Raw genomic sequence first — 17,737 nt, forward strand, 5'->3', positions numbered from 1 at the left:
CCCAGGAGTGCCCTCAGCTGCAGGCCACCGTCGATTCCGAATTGCCGCTGGGGTTCATGACCTTGACGTAGGCCCCCGCGACTCCGGCCAGGGCCTGGCACGCGTCCGAGGCGCTGGTGTAGGGACCGCTGTAGACGGCGTAGATCCGCGTACCGTTCTTTGAGACTTGGTTCAGGGCACTGCAGCTTCCTTCTGTCACCAAGTAGCTGCTGCCAGGGTAGGCGTTCAGTGACTTCTGGATCTCGGTAGCGTAGCTGCCGGGGGTGATAGCCGAAGCGTAAAACGTCAGGTACTGGCCGTCGCACGGCACAATCTTCACCGGCACAGTAAGTCCGAGATCCAGGCTGGAGATTCCGGAACCCGCATTCGCCGTCGCGGCCGCCGGAGGCGCGGTTTCGGCCACGGGCGGCGGGCTGGTGATGACAGGTGCCATCTGGAACGTCGGCGTGGAAATGGCGCTGGGTGAAGCTGCCGACGGCGTTGCGGACGCTGCGCTGGAGGCGGAGGCTGCGCTGGAGCCGGAGACTGCCGGTGCGGCACTGGACGGCGCCGCCCCATCGAACCCGGCCAGTGCGGAGAGTCCCGGGATGAACACAACAGCCGCCGCCCCCACGGCCGCAAGGAGAAGAAGCCCCGCGAAGACCAGCAGGGCTATCCGGCCCCTTCGCGGCCCTGTGTTGCCGGACGGCACGCCTGCAGGACCGGGCGCGGGCGGGGGTGGCGGAGGCGGCTGCGACATTGTGTGGTCCTTACGTGGCTCTTCAAGGTTCCCGGGGAATGGTCTGCTGAGATGAACGCTTATGCTGCCATCCGGGCTGCACTTCTCAAGAGGATACGCGATTTGTAGTTGTCCGGGTTCCGGTAGCCTCGCGCCGTGCGTTTGATGTGCTTTATCGCTGTGTTATTCGCCTCGACTTTGGCTGTTGTCGCGCCGGTGACAATGAGGACTTCGATCTCATTCCACCAGCGGCAGACGGTGCGGTAGAGCCTGTTGGTCTCGGGCATTGCTGCCCGTTCCACGAGGTCAGCAAGCGCGTTCTTCGCCGCACCCGCGTCCTCCAGGGAACTTGTGTTCAGTAGGGTGCGGAGCTGCTCCTTCACCTGCCAGGCGACCTCGAGGCTGCCCGTCGGGTCATCAGCGGCGAACACCCCGGCGAGTCGGTGGCGGGCGCGTTCTGAAAGGTTTTCGTTTGCTTTCAGCAGCAGCATCCGGTTCGCCCACGCCGGGTCCGTGGCCCTGCCCCGCCGGCCCCTTACCTGCTGGGACAGGCCCTGACGGACCGTGGTGAGCATGTCGTTGGCCAGCATCGTCACGTGGAAAAGATCCACCGACACCGCCGTGCGCGGCAACCACATCCGCAGCGCCTTCCGGAACGCCGCGGACGGGTCAATCGCGACGACCTGCACCCCCAGCCGCCAGTCCAGCGGCCGGGCGAAGAGCCAGTCGCCGACACCCTTGTGGTCGCGTCCGTCCACGATGCCCAGGACCTGCCCGGTGTCCAGATCCACGATCGTTGTCATCCACGGTTCATACCGGGTCCAGGCCTTCGTGCCGGAGTCCTGGAAGAACCGCACCGACCGGTACCGGTGCTCGTCGATGCCCAGCATCCGCGGCGAAAGGAGGTCCACGTCGGGCAGGCGGAGCGCGGCCTCACCGATGACCTGTTGGACCAGCCACCACGAGATCCCGAACGCCGTGGCCGTCTCGGATACGGCACGGCCAGAATCGATGACCGCGTCCACCAGCGTCTCCCGGAGCCTGCGTGTAGATCGTGCCCGGCGAGGGACCTGAGGGGTTGCCTCGCAAAACGATTTCCGATCGCATAAGTACTCGTCGCAGAACCAGCGCCGCTTGTCCCAGAGGAGCACTACGGAGCCGGCGACCGGGATGTCGCGGAGCTTCTGGCAGCGGCGTTCCTTGACCCGGGAAGCGATGACCCCGCAGCTCGGGCAGCCCGGCGGGAAGGTGGACTCCACGGTGACATGACGAACCCCGTCAGGGAGCACGGCAGTAGCCAAGACACGATAATCATGCAGGTTGAAGATCATGCTGGCAGCATCATGGCCAGCCCAAGTAGGCTCTATCAAGGCTCGTGGTTCCTGTTCAGGTTGAATGCGTAGTAACACTCATCCCAGCAGGACCACGAGTCCTTTGCTGACTACAACACGAACCTATTTCCCCGGGAACCTTGAAGAGCCCCTTACGTGGCTTTGGTGGCGATTGAAGGGTTGTTGGCCAGCCACCCCATGAGGGCTTCGGTCAGCCGGCCGTAGCCGGCCCGGTTGGGATGCAGAAGTTCCTGCGCAGCGCTTTGCTTCTGGGCTGCGTCAATGAGCGCAGTGGGCAGAACGGTGTGGACGTAAGGCTCCTGACCACAGGCGCCATGGCCCGCCAAAGCGTCCTCGGTGGCGGGGACAAAATGGATGCCTGGGTACGAGGCCGCGGCTTCTTCCGCACCCCTGCGGATAGAGCTGTTCAGGGCGGCCGTCAGCTCCCTGGCGAAACCGGCCTCCGCCGGGCTGATCCGGCCGCACTCCCCAGAGGTCTCCCCAAAGAGCTGTGGGTACGCAGGGGCCAGGACTGTTTTGCCGTCGACCCGGTCCGCCACGCGGCGGTATGCGCCCGCCAGTGCGTCGGTCAACGCTCCTGCAGACCGGAGCGCTCCCGCTGTGAACGCCGGGTCGAAGGTGCAGTCGGCTTCTGAGAGGACGCATTGATTGAATATCTCGGCGAAGCGCATGTCGTTGCCACCCAGCATCACCAACGTGATGTCAGGGGCCTCGCCGGAAATCGCCTCCAACTGGGCTGGTTCGGCGCGGGCGTTGAACTCTTCGTCCTGCTGAACAGCGTCAAGGTTCCGGATGATGGCCCGGGAACACCCTGCGTTGGTGAGGTCTGCAGCCGTCCCGGAAAACCAGCCAGCCGCGCTTCGGTGGCAGCGCTGCTGCGGCCCGTCCGTGCCGCTGAAGTAGCTGCCGGCACCCTCACCCGCCGCCAGGGAATCCCCCAGTAGCATGATGGTCACCCCGGCTAAGGCGGCGGGGTCCTGCGGCGGCTGAACGGGCTGGGGCGAGGAAGCAGTGGCTGTGGCGACCGAAGTCGGTCCTGCCGCGGTGGGCGTGGCGGGAGCGACCGCCTGTCCCACGCCGGTGAGCGCAGCAACGGTGGCCGCGGCAAGAATTGCCACGGCCACCGAGGCTGGCCGTTTTTTCACTCCCGGCGCTGCGCCAGGGCTGCGTCGATTTCGGGGTCCTGCTGCTCGGCAAGCCAGGTGAGGAGAGCCGGATAGGCCGCAGGGTTTCCGGCAATCAGGGCGCGGGCCTGCGGAAACTGCGCGGCGATCTCATAGAGGCGGGCAGGCGGCGCTTCGGGATCGGCCGACTCCGCCAGGATCCGGGCCAGCGCCTCGTCTACCTGAACTGCCGTGCCCCCACCCTGCATCTCCGGCTCGCTGCCGGAGGCGCCATGGACCACGGGGGCCGGCTGGAAGGCGTCGCTCGGCTGGAAGGCTACATCCGGCGTCGTGCTTTCCGGCTGGCTCCACACGGGCGCGGGATTCTCAAAGGTGAAACCGCCCTGGACGGCGTTACCGGCAGTCCGGAAAGCTTCCCGCTGGGACGTTGAACCGAACATCGACAGAACCAGGGCTACCGGGAGCGCAAAAGCGATCAGCAGGCCCGGTGTACCGTTCCACGCCATGTGGGCCGTGGCAGCCATGATGACGATGACGAGGCCAAGAATGAACAGCACCGCAGCGTAACCGGCCGTGACAAGGTAGGACTGCCTGGTGTGCTGCTTCAGGGCAGACTTTGCGACGAAGCCGCCTGCCGCGCCGACCACTGCCAGGAAGATAACCACGACCCAGGGGACCGCATTGGCGGCCACGCCGTAGCCTGCGTAGGTTGCGTAGGAAATCAGCACGAGCGCGGACACCACCACCAGCAGGGCCAGGACGATGATCGCGAGCGTTGTAAGCACCCGGGTCCTCGCCAGGGCGCCGTTGGCGTCCCCCGCCTCGGCGTGGGTGCAAATCCTGGCCACTGAGGGAGACGCCGCCAGCGCTCCGAAGGCCATCCAGAAGAAGATACTGAGCTCTGGCGAGAATGCCTGGAAGTTGAGTGAGGTCACGGTTACGGCGGGGATGAGTGCCAACAGCGCCATTCCGGTACCGGCCACGCCCACACCGATTCCGATGAGGCGGCGCAGATTGTGCCCGCGGCTTGCCCCGTTGGCGGTCCAGACCAGGAGGGCCACATTGGCTGCTGCGAGCAGGACAGTGGCAAGCGTGCTAGCCCACTCGACGGACGGCATCAGGGTCATCCGTTCAATGAACTGAACCACAGAGAGCACACCGACGACGACGGCGAAACCGAGGAGCGCGATGCCCCACCGCTTATCCGTGGTTGCGTCCGCCGCTGCCGATCCCAGCTCCGCGCGGCGGGGTTGGGCCGCCAAAATCGCCCCGGCGAGGCCAAATGCCATGGCCGGACCCAGACCGCTCTTGTTGATCAGTTCCAGGACCAGGTAGACCAGCACGAGTACAAAGTACGGGGCGTTGGCAGCAAACCGGGCCAGCTGTGTCTTCCGGTAATCCCAGGCGTGCCCGAAGACCCCGGAACGCCAAAGGTAAGGAATTGCAATGCTGAACATACTCACCAGCGTGATGAGGATGACGTCGATCCTTGTGGCCGCGACGCTCCCGGCGGCGGTGGTGCCGTAAGTCCAGACCATGAACATGGAGATCAGGAGGAGGAAGACCGACAGTCCGTCCCGGACGTAATCGGACACAGGCACGGATGCGAACGCACCCGACGTCACGCGGGGTGCTGGAGCGAGGCCCTGGTGCGGGTTTTCGTGCGTGGCCTGCTGGGCTTTGGGCTGGGGCTGTTGGGCTTGGGCCTGCTGAGCTGGGGCCTGTTGCGGCGTTCCGCAGGAGGTGCAGAACCGTGCGCCCGGCGCAAGCTGGCCTCCGCAATTGGTGCAGTAAGACATGACTGCCTTTCAGTGGTTGATGGAAGTGCGGGAGCGGCTGTTTCGCCGGCTACTGGTTCTCATAAGACAGGTCGAGGTATGCGTAGCCCGAAAAGTAACTCTTGGAGGATGTGGACTCCACATCCAGCATGAGAGTGTGGCTTCCCACGCCCACGGGGATGCCTGTGCTCTTCCCGACAGTGGGATCAACGTCATAGCTCTTTCCGTTGATGGTGGCTACGATCTTGATGCCGGAGCTTGTGCCGGAAGTCGGTTTCAGCAAGAGCGCGCCGGCCCGGTCCGTGGGCACGGTGACGCTAAAGCTCTTTGACGACGACGAGATGTACGTGCTGGAAACGGTTTTGCTTCCACTGATGGTTGCCGGCTCCACGTATTCCAGGATGTGGATCTTGCCCTTAAGCCCTGCGCTCTTGCCCGTGCGGGCAGCATCCCGGAATTCGCTCCCCGCCCAGGCCATGACCTTGTACTCACCTGGTTCGAAGGTGACGGAGTTGTAGTCGCCCGTGGCGACGCCTCCCTTTTCCTCCTTGCCGTCGGCGGAATAGAGCCTCACCGCGCCAAGGGTGGACTTGTTCTCAAGCTGTAACTTGGTGGCCTCTTCCAGCTTGAGAGTGGACACCGCGTACCCGGCATTGTTGAAGTCGAGGTCCTTGGACTCGCCCAGGCTGATCGAACCTGAGGCAGCCTGCGAACGCGCCAGGCTGCTCACAGCCAGTGACTGCTCATGCGTAAGGCTCTTCACGGCGCTGACCAGGTGATCAGCCGCAGAGTCCAGGACGCTGACCCGCCATTTGCCGTCCTCATTTACCGTGGTCAGGGCAAACTTGCCATCGTGCGAGAGGAGGGCACTGACCCAGTTGATCTCGCCGTAGCCATATCCACTGGTCTGGTAGGCCGAACCGTTGAGGCAGTTGCCATCCTGGCTGGAGGAACTGTTCTTGAAGCACTTGTCCGTCAGAGTGAACTTGTCACTGCTGCCTGTGGAGACGTTGATTTGGCTGACGTAGGCCTGTGCCCGGTTGCCTTCACGGGGACCTTCGGTGAAGTCCACGTTGCCAAAGGAAAACTTGGAACTGGAGCTCGTGTTGACCTTGTTCCACAGATGCCCGTAGAGGTACAGGATGTTGGCTTCGTCCTTGACCAGGAACGGCGCAACCTGCGAAGCAGTCTGTGACTGGGACGCCTGGACAGCCGATTTGGCTGCGCTCTGCGGGCTATCGCCGCCTGTCTGGCTGGACGCCGGGATAAATCCGCGCGGTGTTGCCTGGTAGCTGTTGACAGCCTCCAGCACTGAACCGGCCACGTTGATGTACCAGCGCCCGTCCTTCTTGGTCGCCAGTAACGACAGGCCGGAGTTGGACGGCCCCAGGTCACTGATGTCCAAGGTCTGGTCTGTGACCGAAGCATTTTCAAAGTTGTCCACGAAGGAACGGATGGCGCCCTTGGTCTGGGCCGGATCGACGTGCAGTTTGATCTCGCCGCTGCTGATGTGAACCACTGCAACGTCCTCGGACACCTGGCTGACGGAGGGGTTGATCCCCGAGAACGTCACATCCACGCCGTCGAATACGAGCTCTGAACCTGCGTCCGCGCTGTCCTTCGTGGAAACGGACTTGGCAGCGTCGGCGATGCCCTCATCCTTGACCTTCTTCACAACTGCATCCTGGACCCGCATCACCGCGTCGCGCTCGTGCGGTGACACCATGGTGAAGAGTCCCACCAAGTCCTTGTTGGTCACAGCCTCGAGGGACTTCGTGACCGCCTGCTCGGGGCTGTCCGCACCACCGCGCAGGATGTTGGTCAGCACAATGGCGCCCACTACACCCGCGATGGCGAGCACGCCCAGCACAGACAACAGAATTGTCAGGCGCCGCGACAGCTTGAAGGACTTGCGCGGCGTCCTGGGCTGGGGGGCGGGCGGAGGCGCAGCTCCCGGGTTGACTTGGTCAGTCAGCAGGACACGGGAACCGCATGACGCACAAAATTGTGCTCGCGGCGCGAGAGCCGTCCCGCACGCCGGGCAGAATGACGCGGCTCCGCTCGGTGTTCCATCCTTTGTGGACTCACTAAAAATGGTCTGTTCCACGGCATTCCCCCAAATGTTTTTATGTGTCTCCATAGAACATTCGATGGAGATTTATAAGTCAAAGCTTAGATTAGAGGGACGATGCCGCCACTGCAAGTCGGTATGAACATACTTACTGGAAACATTTCAAGTCAATGCAAAAGCATGGGGAACGCTGAGCTTTTCAGTCCTATTTCAGCTGCTCCCAGCCCTACCTCCGTATTCCGGCAATACAACGCATAGGCGGTCCTAAAACAAGCCGAAAAATAGCCAAGCTTTTCCACAAAAGTCCGGTTAACGACGTCGTGCGTTCACTGGGGTTCTACAAGCTCGATCACCACCTCATGACACGGCCGGAGCTGGCCAACCTGGCCCACTTGCGCCGGGCCCGTGACCTGATCGACCGTGACTACGCCCGGCCGCTGGACGTGCCCACCATGGCCGCCAGGGCCCTCATATCAGCGGCGCACTTCTCCCGCCAGTTCAAGGCCGCCTACGGTGAGACGCCGTACAACTACCTCATGACGCGGCCGATCGAACGCGCCATGGCGCTGCTGCGCGCCGGCGCCAGCGTGACCGACGCGTGCATGGAAGTGGGCTCTACGTCCCTGGGTTCGTTCAGCTCGCGGTTCACCGAGATCGTCGGCATGACGCCCAGCGCCTACCGGGCCCGCGAACACCACGCCGTGAAAGCGATACCCCCATGCATCGCCCGCAGCACACCCGGCCCGCACGCAAACCGAGCAGGATTGAAGAAGCCTCTTCCTAGCCGCTGACAATCCACTGTCGAGAGCGGGGCGTGTGATGGCCTCGATGGCGTCGTCGTCGTATCAGCGCCCTATTAAAAGTGAATAAACCGTCCATACATTTGCTATGGCTACGACGCAACGCCGCTCATAGACTTCATCGTCGACTGCCGGCCTGAAGGCTAGGCGGGCGACTGCCGCCGTCGGACGTCCCTCCCCACTTCCTCCGCCCTGGACACGCAAAAGCACGGTGTGTCCCGGGGTTGCGGTGGTTTCTTGGAGGGCAACTGGGCGGGAGCGGTTTGATTTCGACAAGCTCAATCACCGGGCGGGGAAGGCTCAAGCACCGGGTTTCGACGGGCTCAACCACCGGGTTTTGGCGCGGCCGATGACCGTTGGCGCATAGTTGCAGAGTGCCCAGTACGCGGAGCCTGCGGCCAGCGAGGCCACCACGGCGAGGGCGGGACTGAACTCAACCACCAGGGGGTAGACCAACCAATGCACAAGGTAGATGTGCAGGGACGCGCTGGCCAGCAGAACCGTGAGGCGCCGCAGCCCGGCCGGGACGGGAAGACTGGGCAGCCACAGAAGCAGGAGGATCCCGGCAATGACCGTCAGTTCGCGGTAGGGATTGTCGAAAAAGCCCGGGATGGTCACAGCCGCCACGAGGCTCAGGCCGCATCGCTGAAGGACGTGACGGGCCCGGGCAACCGCCCACCCCAAAGCAAAGAGCCAAAGCGCCGGCGTGGTGTGCGGAATTCCCGGCTCAAAAAGCTCATACCGGGTGAGCAGTCCGGCGGCGAACAGTGCAAGCGGAAAGAGGAAAGGAAAGCGCTTTTCGGCCCGGCTTACCCAGGGCAGGGCGAGTAGTGCCGTCATGCTGACCAGCAGGTAGACGAGCACCTCGATGAACCAGAAATGCCACTGCGTGGTCACCTCCTCGGGTCCGATAATCGCGTTAAGCAGGACGATATTCGCGAGGCTGTACGTGTCCGTGATCAGGTAGGCGAAGCCGATGAAGGCCATGCTGGGGATGATGATCCTGGCCAGGCTGGCTGCCTGTTTTCGCAGCCGGGGCACACGCTCCCCGGCAAGCTGGAACCGGGCAAAGTTGAACCCCGCCACGGCCATGAGCACGTGTGCGGCACCCTGCCAGTGCAGGAATCCGACATGGGTACTGACAACCAGGAAAATCGCGGCCGCCCGCAACACGATGCTGGTTTCAAGCCGGGCAAACACGCGGCTCCGCTTCCGCGTCCGTGGCTGCTCAAGCCGGGCCCCAAGCACTCCCACCGGGGTGATGTGCCAGGCCGTTGGCAAGTGTCCCAATGCCTGCTCAAGCCGCACCGACGCTGCCACATACGAAAGCGAGTCCCCGCCGAGCGAAACGAACGTGTCGCCGTCGGAAATGTCAGTCAGCTCCAGCGTGTCCGCAAAAATCCGCACCACGCTGTCCTGCGGGTCAGCCCCGGCTTCAGCGCTGGACGCCGGGTCCTGAACTGCGGGGCCACCCTGTTGGGAGAGGGCCAGGACTGCAGGGTAGTCCGGTTTGCCCGATGCCAGCCGCGGGAGTTCCTGCACCGCGTAGACTTCCAGGGCAGTGCGCGGCAGGCCGATGCCCTGGGCGAGGAGCTTGCCCACCAGTGCCGGGTCGTGTTCACCTTCGACGGCGACCACGAGCCCCAGGTCCGTGCCGGCACTCGCCGCCTGAATGCCAAGGTCGGCAAGGATCCGTTCCACCTGTCCAAGGTCGACGCGGAGACCCACGATCTTGACGAACCGGCTGCGCCTCCCCACCACCTCGTACAATCCGTCCGCATTCAGGCGGGCCAGGTCTCCGGTGCGGAGTTCATCCACAGTCCGCCCGAGGCCCAGGTCCTCCGGCGTCCCGGCGTATCCCAGCATCACGTTGGGCCCGGAATAGACCAGCTCCCCATCCTCCAGTCCAGGGACCGGGTCGATCCGGAAGGTCCCGCCCGGGACCGGTATTCCGATGGCGCCGGGCGACGCACCTGCCAGCCGCGGCGGGAGGTATGCCATGCGCGCGGTGGCCTCCGTCTGGCCGTACATCACAACGAGGTCCCAGCCGCTCCGTGCACCCAGGTCAGCGTAGCGCCGGACCAGGTCAGGGCCGAGCCTGCCGCCGGCCTGCGTGACATACCTGAGCGTGGGCAGATTCATTGCCGCGAAGCCCACCCGTTCGAGCAAATCAAAAGTATAGGGAACGGCCGCGAACGACGTGGCGCCCTCGCTGCGGAACAGATCCCAGAAGCAGGGGTCCACCACGGACAGATCCGTCAGGACCAGGCTGGCGCCACGCAACAGGTGGCTGTTGATCACTGACAGTCCGTAACAGTAGGACATGGGCAGCGTGGTCATTGCCCGGTCATCTCCGGTGATGCCGAGGTATTCCGCGATGGATTCCGCGTTGGCCTGCAGGTTTTGATAGGACAGCCGCACGAGCTTGGGTGAGCCGGTGGACCCTGAGGTGCTCAGCAGAAGCGCCAGGTCCGGGTGCAGAGTATGTCCGGTGCCAGGCCTTCGCTCCTCCAGGACCATCTGGCCGTTTGCCGAACGAAGGATAACGTCCGGATCGTAGGCCGCGACAAGGGACTCCAGGGCGGCAGGCTTGTCCGCGGGCAGGAGGATCAGCGGATGACCGGCAGCCATGGCCGCCAGATACCCCACCAGCGATTCGACGTCGTTACCGGCCGTCAGGGCCACCAGCCGGCGTTCGGTGCCGAGGCGCCGGCCAAGCTCCCCAACACGGTCAGCCAGTTCCCGGTACGTCAGGACACCACTGCTGGTGGCAACGGCAGTCCTGGCACCGTTGTCCGCAAGGTTGGCGGCAAAGTGCAGGCGTTGGAGGTCAAGGTGGATGCTCATAGCGCGCGTGGTCCATAAGGTGTCTTCGGGGAGATTAGGGGAACCTAACTCGAAAACAGTACACCGGGCTTGGGTGAATTAAGAAACCAAAGTGTGCCCTATTTCCACGGTTGCTGGCGTAATGGGCGAATACCGGACGGGTAATGCCGCGAAGGGCGGCGATGTCCAGGTTCCCTCGGGTTGTGCTGACGTGTCATTTCACGGTGAGGGTGCCCTTCATGTTGCCGTGGAAGATGCAGTGGTACGGGTAGGTTCCGGGCTCGGCCGGGGCGGTGAAGCTGCCGGCGCCGGCTTGGATGGTGGTATCGAACGCCGCGCCGGTGTCCGCGGTGATGGTGTGCGCTTCTACGTCTTCGTTGACGACGCTGATCGTCGCTCCGGGGCTTACGGTTTCGGATCCCTGGTATTTGAAGCCCTTGATCAGGATTTTTGCCGCGGCTGCGGCCGGCGAAGATCCGGGGCTCGAGTTGGAGGGGGCGGGGGCTTGGGTGGTGGGCACCGCTGAGGCTGATCGTTCCGTCACAGTCGGTGCCGCAGTGGTGCCGGACCCGGACATGCCAGGGGTTCCACAACCGGCCAGAGCCAGCAGCGTAGCTGCTGCCGCTGCCAGTCCGAGAAACTTACGCGTGCTGCTGTTTGCCTTCATGGTCAAACCTTTCGTCGGCGGCTGGATCAATCGAGGTCCGTTTCAGGCTTTGAGTTTGGCGTAGATGACGTAGTTGTCGTCGAAGAGCCCGGTGGCGGGGTCGTAGCCGTCGCAGGTGATCAGGCGGAGTTCGGCTCCCGGGGTGTTGCCGTAGACCTCGAGGGTGGGGAACTCGTTTTTGCTGTAGAGGGCTCCGCGGTCAACGGTGAACACGGCCGTACTGCCGTCGGTTCGGGAGACGTTGATCTCGGTACCGGGTGTGAGTTTGCGGAGGTCCGCGAAAACACCCTGGTTGCCGCCGAGCGCGTTGACGTGGCCCAGCATCACGGCGGGCCCGCGTTCGCCGGGGGTTGGTGAGCCGTTGTACCAGCCCGCTGGTGCGCCGCTGCCGGTGTCCTGCGGGACTTCCAGGGAGCCGTTCTCCCGCAGGCCCAAGTGGAGCAGGTCGGTCCGGACCCCGATCGAGGCAATGCTCAGGGTGACCGGAGCTGAAGCACCCAACACCGGAAGCTGTTGGGCAGCCGCCGCCGGTGCAGCCGGTGACGGCACGGCGGGTGTGGCCGAGGGCGGGCTGGCCGCCACCGAAGACGAGGCAGAGGCCGAAGGCACCGCGCCGGCCTCGGGAGTTCCCGCTGTTCCGGCGGCGCAGCCGGTCAGGGCCAGCAGGAGCAGAACCCCGGCCGACGCGGGGGCCAGGAAGCCCCCGCGGCGGCCGTGGTTCTTGGTTCTCACAGTAGTGATCCGCTCAGCCTGGGCTTAGGCTGCTGCGTTGGCGTTGCGGCGGCGCACAGCGTACGCTCCACCGGCGAGAGCGACCAGGACCAGGCCACCGCCGAGGGCGAGGGCTCCGGCGTCGTTCCCTGCCTGCTGGCTGACACCGGTGTCAGCACCGCCGGCAGGCATCTTCATCTGCCCGGCCGTCAAGGTACCGCACAGCGCGGGGGACGTCGCGGCCAGCGGCAGGGTCGGCGCGAGGTCTGACTTGGCGGCCTGGCCGGCTGCGCTGAGGGTGGCGGGGTCAAGGCCGTGGACCACAACAACGGCGGTACCGGCTTTCAGGGCGGCCTTGGTTTCGGCGTTCACCTCGAACGTGCGGTCAATGGTGTAGGAGGCACCCTGCCCGGCGACCTTAAGGTCCAAGCCCGCTGCCGGGCTGGTGTCCCCGCTGGTGGAGAGCGTGGTGAGGATTCCGCCGTAGAACGGGGCACCTTCGGTGGTGGAAATGACCTTGTCGCCGTCCTTATCGGCCGACGGTGCCGGACAGGTGCCCTTGGCTCCGCCGTGGATGTGCTGGACGTGCGGGTACGGCGCGTCCATAAAAGTCGCGGCCAGGCCCGAAACATTCAGGACAACGTGAGCCTGATTGCCCGTAACGTCAACAGTGACGGTGCCCGAGCCCGTGCTGCCGTTAATCTGGCCCAGCGTCGACTGGTAAGACTGATCCGCTGCCATCGCGGGGGAACTGGAAAGGGCCAGTGCGGCCAAAGCCAGGGTGGGGACGGCCATAAAGCGAAGTGTCTTATTCATTGAAAGATCTCCTCATACACGCGCATGTGATGTTGGTGCCCCCCGAAGAAGGGGGCACGGGTACTTCGGAGCCGCAGCGGAAAAGGATGGGAACGGATGTGAACCCGGACACACCAATGGTTGATTCCGCACGGCTCGGCCGGGGACGACTGGCCGTGATCAGGGCGGGGGACCCGTCGTGGATCAGGCAGCTGCAGCCTTGCGGCGGCCCCGGGCAGTTGGCGGCGATCCCGGCCACCACGTCCGGTGAAGGGCGTAGCCGGCCACAGCCAACCCGCCCGCAACGGCCTCGGCCACCGCAGTGAGGACCTTTGCCGCGTACCAGACGGGTTCATACATGGCAGGCAGCGGCCCGAGAGCAGGCACCTGGACGTACCGGTAGAGGATGACCGCGGCCAGGGATGAGAACCCGACCACTGCGGCGGCCGCGAAGGCGGCCGGCGAACCCTTGAGCAGCACAAACGCCGCGGCCACCACTGCGGCTCCCGCCTGGACCAGGAACAGTGTGCCTTGCCCCAGACCGCCGGGCGCGGCCTGCTGATACCCCGGGGCGAGCTGGACATGGACCACGGCACTGATAACCAGGGCCGCCGCGACACAGCCACGCAGCACCCAAACGGTGTTCTTCCGTGCGGCGGGGCTTAGTTCCGGCCGGTTCATTTCACAACCAGCGTCCCGGTCATTTGCGGATGAAAAGTACAAATGATCCCGTACTCACCGGGAACAGCCGGTGCCTGAAAGATCACCGTCGCGCCCGCCGGGACCTCGATGTCGAAACTGCGCTTGTCTTTGGCCGTGAGGGTATGCGGGGCGCTGTCCGCGTTCGTTACCGTGACCGTCGCTCCCGGTTTTACGGATGCCGGAACTTCGTAGGCGAAGTCCCTGATGGTGATGACGGCGTCACCGGACTGTGCCGGCGCATCAGGGGACGGGGCGGAGGTACTGCTGCCGGCCGGGGGTGCCGGGTTCCCGCCCTGCACCCCGCATCCGGTGATGCCGGCGAGCGACACGGCCGCAACTACGGCCAGAACACGATTGATGGTTCTCATGAGAATCTCCTCGACGGGCGTGTTGTTGTTCCTCCGCGCACGCCCGGTGGCGAACGTCAGGAAACTACCCCGCGCAGACTATTCGCCGCCGACGGCGCCACGGACTGCCCGGTACGGCATCTCTGCGGTCCGGGCGCCGGCAGCAAGGCCTGAAGTGGCGGACTACGCCGGTTCGAGTTCCGCTCGGAGCCGCGAGAGGCCGTCCCTGATGCGGGACTTAATGGTGGGCAGCGGTGTGGCGAGCCGTTCGGCGACCTCGCGGTAGGTCAGGCAACCAAGATAGGCCAGGACGATGGCCTCGCGCTGGAGCGGGGACAGGCAACCCAGGCTCTGGTGAAGGGTTTGGGCGTCCATCCTGTTGATGACCGTCTCGGATACTTCGTCATTAGCCGTGTTCTCGGTATAGCCGGCCCAACGCCTGTCCCGGATTTGGCTGCTCTGTTGCGAACGGACCCTGTCAACCGCTCTGCGGTGCGCGATCGTCATGAGCCATGCCATGGGGCTTCCCGCGATCGGGCTGTATTTCGACGACGTTTGCCAGACCATGAGGAAAACTTCCTGGGTTACGTCCTCACTTAGCTCGTGATCGATGAGAACGCGGCGGACCAGGCCGAAAACCCGTGCCGACGTTTGACCATAAAAATCGCTGAACGCCTGATGATCACCCTGCGCTGTCCGGCCAAGGAGATGCGCCAGGGCATCCCTGGCCGTCTCGGAGGACAAGGGAAGTTGTGGCTCTTTCAAACTGTTCATCGTGCCTTCAGCCGTCAGGTGCGACCACCCCCAGCGGGCAGCCCTGGTCCAGCAGGTATTGCAATCGGGCCAGCCGTCACCAGGGCCTGCAACCGGGCCCTCGGCCTAGTCGAGACAGATCCCACCTCGCACCGTGCGCATCGTGGCCTTCACCGGCCAGAGCCTGCGAAGAGGCGCCAAACGGGTTATTCAGCAAGCTAGAGAACGCATGTTCTCTAGCTTGACCTTTACAATAGAGAACGATCGTTGTCCATGCAAGCGAACAGGAAGAAACACTCTCTGTGTCTCCACACGAGTCAGTCGGGAAGGCCCTTGCCCCCGGTAAGCCGGATGATGACGCCGCCAGAGAGCTCGTGCTCGCGGCCGCGAGCCGACTCTTTTATGCCCGCGGGTTCACGTCGGTGGGGATGGATGAGCTGCGGGCCGAATCCGGTGTCTCGCTCAAGCGCCTGTACCGTCTGTTCCCGGCCAAGGAGGCCATCGTGGAGGACGTCCTCCACATCTGGAGGGACATCTGGACCACCGGAGTCACCGCCCAGGTCGAGGCAGCACAGGAGCCCCGAGAACAACTTCTGGCGGTTTACGACTTTCTGGCCAGCTGGTTCACATCAGAGGGATTCCGCGGGTGCGCCTTTATCAATTCCTTTGGTGAGGTGGGAGGGGCATCCGGACGCATCACCGACATCGTCAGGGAACAGAAGAAGCACTTTCAGGACTATCTGGCCCAGCTGGCCGCAGGGGCGGGAGCACCCGCTGCGCTTGCTCCGCAGCTGGCCATACTGGCGGAAGGGGCAATCACAACAGCGGCGATCTCCGCCAGCGCAGAACCGGCCCGCCAAGCCCGCGCAGCAGCGGAAATCCTCATTGACGTCGCCTTCCACAACTCCCGCACCAGCCGTTGATCGCGGCTGGGATGTGCTATTCAGTGGTGGTCGGGAGTCCGGTAATCCCGGGGCGGCCCGGGCCGCCCGCCGGCGCATAGTCCCTGCGGCCAGACCCGGCACCTTGGGCCTGCCACGTACCGAAGACGGGATCCGTGAAGCTGCCGCATGGCCCTACTAGAATTGCCCCATGAACCCGCAGGAGCTGGCTAACCTGGCCCACTTGCGCCGGGCGCGCGACCTGATTGACCGCGAGTACGCCCAGCCACTCGACGTGCCCACCATGGCCGCCGGCGCGCTCATGTCAGCGGCGCACTTCTCCCGCCGGTTCAAGGCCGCCTACGGCGAGACGCCGTACAACTACCTCATGACGCGGCGGATCGAACGCGCCATGGCGCTGCTGCGCGCCGGTGCCAGCGTGACCGACGCGTGCATGGAAGTGGGCTCCACCTCCCTGGGTTCGTTCAGCTCGCGGTTCACCGAGATCGTCGGCATGACGCCCAGCGCCTACCGGGCCCGCGAACACCACGCTGTGAATGCGATGCCCTCATGCATCGCCCGGCAGCACACCCGGCCCGCGCGCAAGCCGAGCAGGATTGAAGAAGCTTCTTCATAGCCACTGACATAGCGTGTGACCCATGAACATTTCATTGAAGTACGCACACGTCACCGTCAACGATCTCGATGAGTCCCTCGCGTTCTACCGCGACGCCCTTGGCTTGGAAGTCCGGAACGACGTCGGCTCGGACGGCCAGCGCTGGGTCACCCTGGGCAGCGCTGCCCAACCCGATCTTGAGATTGTCCTGTCCCCGCCGCACGCCGGCCGCTCCCAGGCCGACGGGGACGCCATCCAGGAGCTGGTCACCAAGGGCGTTATGCCCATGCTCGTGTTCAGCACGGACGATCTCGACGCCGCCTTCGAGGCCGCCCGGGCCTCCGGCGCCGAGGTCCTCCAGGAACCCATCGTCCAGCCCTGGGGGCCACGCGACTGCGCCTTCCGCGACCCGTCCGGCAACATGATCCGCATCAACCAGGGCTGACGTTCTGTGCGACGCGCAACTTCGCTACCGACGCCCATATTCCAATACGCAGTCCATTTTCCGGGTGCGCCAGGGTAGCTGCGGGTCGAAAACGAACAAGCGCGTCGCCAGCACTTCTCCACATAGCCGCCCCGGCCTCTCCCCCAGCGGATGCGCAGCTGGCAACGTCGGTATATGAGAGACCTTCCGCAGCTTGTCCTGTCCCGCGACCGCGTCCTTCATGGGCTGACCCCGAATGAGCTTGCCAGGCGGGTGAAGGCCGGCAACCTGGTCCGCGTCCGCCACGGCGTCTACACCGACGGGCCCACCTGGAAAGGGCTGAAGCCGTGGGAACAATATCGGCTCCGCGTCCAGGCAGCTGCGGAAACGTTCGAGAAACCCACGGTCTTCGCCAGGCACTCTGCCGCCAGCGTGTGGGAAATTCCCACCATTGGCCTGCACCACCCGGTCCAGGCCCTCGCTGTGAAGAACGACGGCGGCCGGTCACGTGCCGGAGTCCGCCGTCACTTTGCTGCGCCGGCGGGTCTGATCGTGGCCCGCCGGGAGGGCCTGCTGGTCACCGACCGCATCCGCACGGTCCTGGATCTGGCGGCGTTCACGCCGTTCACCGAAGCTGTCGCTCCCCTGGACCATGTGCTTCGACCAGACCGGATCCTGCGGCTGCCTGCCGTGACCAAGGCTGAACTGGAGGCGGGCATCGGAACGTGGTATTCCGCTGCGGCGGGGCGAAGAATTCGGGCGGCCATCGAGTTCGCGGATCACGCCTCGGGATCGGCTGGCGAGTCTTTCAGCCGCGCACTGATCCATGTGGCCGGTTTCGAAGCCCCGGTCCTGCAGCAGGCTATTTCCGATGAGGCCGGTTTGGTGGGCTACACGGACTTCTGTTGGAAACAGGCCAGGGTCGTTGGCGAATTCGATGGTGTGGAGAAGTACGTCAAACCCGAGTTCCTTAAGGGCCGGACCGCGTCGCAGGCTGTGGTGGAGGAGAAGAAGCGCGAGAACCGAATCCGGGCCGCTGGGTTCAACGTGGTCAGGTGGGATTGGGCCGATCTGACGGAGCCCGGGAAGCTGGAACGCATGCTGGCAGCGGCCGGCGTGCCCCGCCGTCGTACGCGTTCTGCCGTTTTCGACGCGCAAACCCGACCCTGACG

At 64.5% G+C, this 17,737-nt stretch carries 17 protein-coding genes; 5 read left to right on the forward strand and 12 right to left on the reverse strand.

The features are described from left to right. Positions 1-13: 13 nt before the first annotated feature. From ACQCSV_RS16445 to ACQCSV_RS16465, 5 genes are all read right to left on the reverse strand, one after another. Positions 14-739, reverse strand: a complete 726-nt coding sequence (locus tag ACQCSV_RS16445) for a hypothetical protein (protein ID WP_354155286.1) — start codon at positions 737-739, stop codon at positions 14-16. Positions 740-798: 59 nt separating this feature from the next. After that, entirely contained in the window at positions 799-2,088 is a 1,290-nt protein-coding gene (locus ACQCSV_RS16450) for an ISL3 family transposase (RefSeq protein ID WP_426938764.1), read from the reverse strand. Positions 2,089-2,201: 113 nt separating this feature from the next. Next, positions 2,202-3,188, reverse strand: coding sequence for a GDSL-type esterase/lipase family protein (locus ACQCSV_RS16455; protein WP_426938823.1), 987 nt, complete (start codon positions 3,186-3,188; stop codon positions 2,202-2,204). A gap of 23 nt (positions 3,189-3,211) precedes the next feature. After that, entirely contained in the window at positions 3,212-4,993 is a 1,782-nt protein-coding gene (locus ACQCSV_RS16460; RefSeq protein WP_354155284.1) for a zinc ribbon domain-containing protein, read from the reverse strand. 49 nt (positions 4,994-5,042) lie between these two features. Next, the gene (locus ACQCSV_RS16465; RefSeq protein ID WP_426938824.1) at positions 5,043-6,842 is read right to left on the reverse strand and encodes a hypothetical protein; all 1,800 of its coding nucleotides are present in this window, start codon (positions 6,840-6,842) and stop codon (positions 5,043-5,045) included. Positions 6,843-7,402: 560 nt separating this feature from the next. Between ACQCSV_RS16465 and ACQCSV_RS16470 the strand changes: the two genes are divergently transcribed. Further along, entirely contained in the window at positions 7,403-7,834 is a 432-nt protein-coding gene (locus tag ACQCSV_RS16470) for a helix-turn-helix transcriptional regulator (protein ID WP_426938825.1), read from the forward strand. 309 nt (positions 7,835-8,143) lie between these two features. Here the strand turns inward: ACQCSV_RS16470 and ACQCSV_RS16475 are convergent, their stop codons facing one another. The 7 genes from ACQCSV_RS16475 to sigK all read right to left on the reverse strand — a co-directional run bounded on the left by ACQCSV_RS16475 (position 8,144) and on the right by sigK (position 14,656). Further along, on the reverse strand, positions 8,144-10,690 hold the full coding sequence (locus ACQCSV_RS16475) for an AMP-binding protein (protein WP_426938826.1): 2,547 nt from the start codon (positions 10,688-10,690) through the stop codon (positions 8,144-8,146). Positions 10,691-10,883: 193 nt separating this feature from the next. Further along, positions 10,884-11,336, reverse strand: a complete 453-nt coding sequence (locus tag ACQCSV_RS16480) for a cupredoxin domain-containing protein (protein WP_426938827.1) — start codon at positions 11,334-11,336, stop codon at positions 10,884-10,886. 42 nt (positions 11,337-11,378) lie between these two features. Continuing rightward, on the reverse strand, positions 11,379-12,068 hold the full coding sequence (locus tag ACQCSV_RS16485; protein WP_426938828.1) for a sortase domain-containing protein: 690 nt from the start codon (positions 12,066-12,068) through the stop codon (positions 11,379-11,381). 24 nt (positions 12,069-12,092) lie between these two features. After that, a complete protein-coding gene (locus ACQCSV_RS16490; protein ID WP_426938829.1) occupies positions 12,093-12,863 on the reverse strand; it encodes a CHRD domain-containing protein in 771 nt (256 codons plus the stop codon). A 183-nt stretch (positions 12,864-13,046) separates the two neighbouring features. Next, positions 13,047-13,523: a hypothetical protein gene (locus tag ACQCSV_RS16495; RefSeq protein ID WP_354162813.1), complete on the reverse strand. Its 477-nt coding sequence runs from the start codon at positions 13,521-13,523 to the stop codon at positions 13,047-13,049. After that, a complete protein-coding gene (locus tag ACQCSV_RS16500; protein ID WP_354224630.1) occupies positions 13,520-13,912 on the reverse strand; it encodes a cupredoxin domain-containing protein in 393 nt (130 codons plus the stop codon). Before ACQCSV_RS16500 ends, ACQCSV_RS16495 begins: the two co-directional genes overlap by 4 nt. A gap of 162 nt (positions 13,913-14,074) precedes the next feature. Then, entirely contained in the window at positions 14,075-14,656 is a 582-nt protein-coding gene (gene sigK, locus ACQCSV_RS16505) for an ECF RNA polymerase sigma factor SigK (RefSeq protein ID WP_426938830.1), read from the reverse strand. Positions 14,657-14,946: 290 nt separating this feature from the next. Here sigK and ACQCSV_RS16510 point away from each other — a divergent pair, with 290 nt between their 5' ends. From ACQCSV_RS16510 to ACQCSV_RS16525, 4 genes are all read left to right on the forward strand, one after another. Next, positions 14,947-15,567, forward strand: coding sequence for a TetR/AcrR family transcriptional regulator (locus tag ACQCSV_RS16510; RefSeq protein ID WP_426938831.1), 621 nt, complete (start codon positions 14,947-14,949; stop codon positions 15,565-15,567). A 169-nt stretch (positions 15,568-15,736) separates the two neighbouring features. Beyond that, positions 15,737-16,162, forward strand: a complete 426-nt coding sequence (locus ACQCSV_RS16515; protein ID WP_426938832.1) for a helix-turn-helix transcriptional regulator — start codon at positions 15,737-15,739, stop codon at positions 16,160-16,162. Positions 16,163-16,184: 22 nt separating this feature from the next. After that, positions 16,185-16,586 carry a VOC family protein gene (locus tag ACQCSV_RS16520; RefSeq protein WP_104063759.1) on the forward strand — a complete coding sequence of 134 codons (402 nt, stop codon included), beginning with the start codon at positions 16,185-16,187 and terminating at the stop codon, positions 16,584-16,586. A gap of 174 nt (positions 16,587-16,760) precedes the next feature. Next, complete coding sequence (locus ACQCSV_RS16525) at positions 16,761-17,735, forward strand: hypothetical protein (RefSeq protein WP_426938833.1); 975 nt, start codon at positions 16,761-16,763, stop codon at positions 17,733-17,735. Positions 17,736-17,737: the final 2 nt, after the last annotated feature.

The organism is Pseudarthrobacter sp. S3 (assembly GCF_050156905.1).
Lineage (GTDB): Bacteria > Actinomycetota > Actinomycetes > Actinomycetales > Micrococcaceae > Arthrobacter.

Coding starts and splice junctions, on each gene's coding strand:
- ACQCSV_RS16445 (WP_354155286.1), bottom strand. CDS start 739: ATGTCGCAGCCGCCTCCGCCACCCCCGCCCGCGCCCGGTCCTGCAGGC.
- ACQCSV_RS16460 (WP_354155284.1), bottom strand. CDS start 4,993: ATGTCTTACTGCACCAATTGCGGAGGCCAGCTTGCGCCGGGCGCACGG.
- ACQCSV_RS16470 (WP_426938825.1), top strand. CDS start 7,403: ATGACACGGCCGGAGCTGGCCAACCTGGCCCACTTGCGCCGGGCCCGT.
- ACQCSV_RS16475 (WP_426938826.1), bottom strand. CDS start 10,690: ATGAGCATCCACCTTGACCTCCAACGCCTGCACTTTGCCGCCAACCTT.
- ACQCSV_RS16480 (WP_426938827.1), bottom strand. CDS start 11,336: ATGAAGGCAAACAGCAGCACGCGTAAGTTTCTCGGACTGGCAGCGGCA.
- ACQCSV_RS16490 (WP_426938829.1), bottom strand. CDS start 12,863: ATGAATAAGACACTTCGCTTTATGGCCGTCCCCACCCTGGCTTTGGCC.
- ACQCSV_RS16495 (WP_354162813.1), bottom strand. CDS start 13,523: ATGAACCGGCCGGAACTAAGCCCCGCCGCACGGAAGAACACCGTTTGG.
- ACQCSV_RS16500 (WP_354224630.1), bottom strand. CDS start 13,912: ATGAGAACCATCAATCGTGTTCTGGCCGTAGTTGCGGCCGTGTCGCTC.
- ACQCSV_RS16515 (WP_426938832.1), top strand. CDS start 15,737: ATGAACCCGCAGGAGCTGGCTAACCTGGCCCACTTGCGCCGGGCGCGC.
- ACQCSV_RS16520 (WP_104063759.1), top strand. CDS start 16,185: ATGAACATTTCATTGAAGTACGCACACGTCACCGTCAACGATCTCGAT.
- ACQCSV_RS16525 (WP_426938833.1), top strand. CDS start 16,761: ATGAGAGACCTTCCGCAGCTTGTCCTGTCCCGCGACCGCGTCCTTCAT.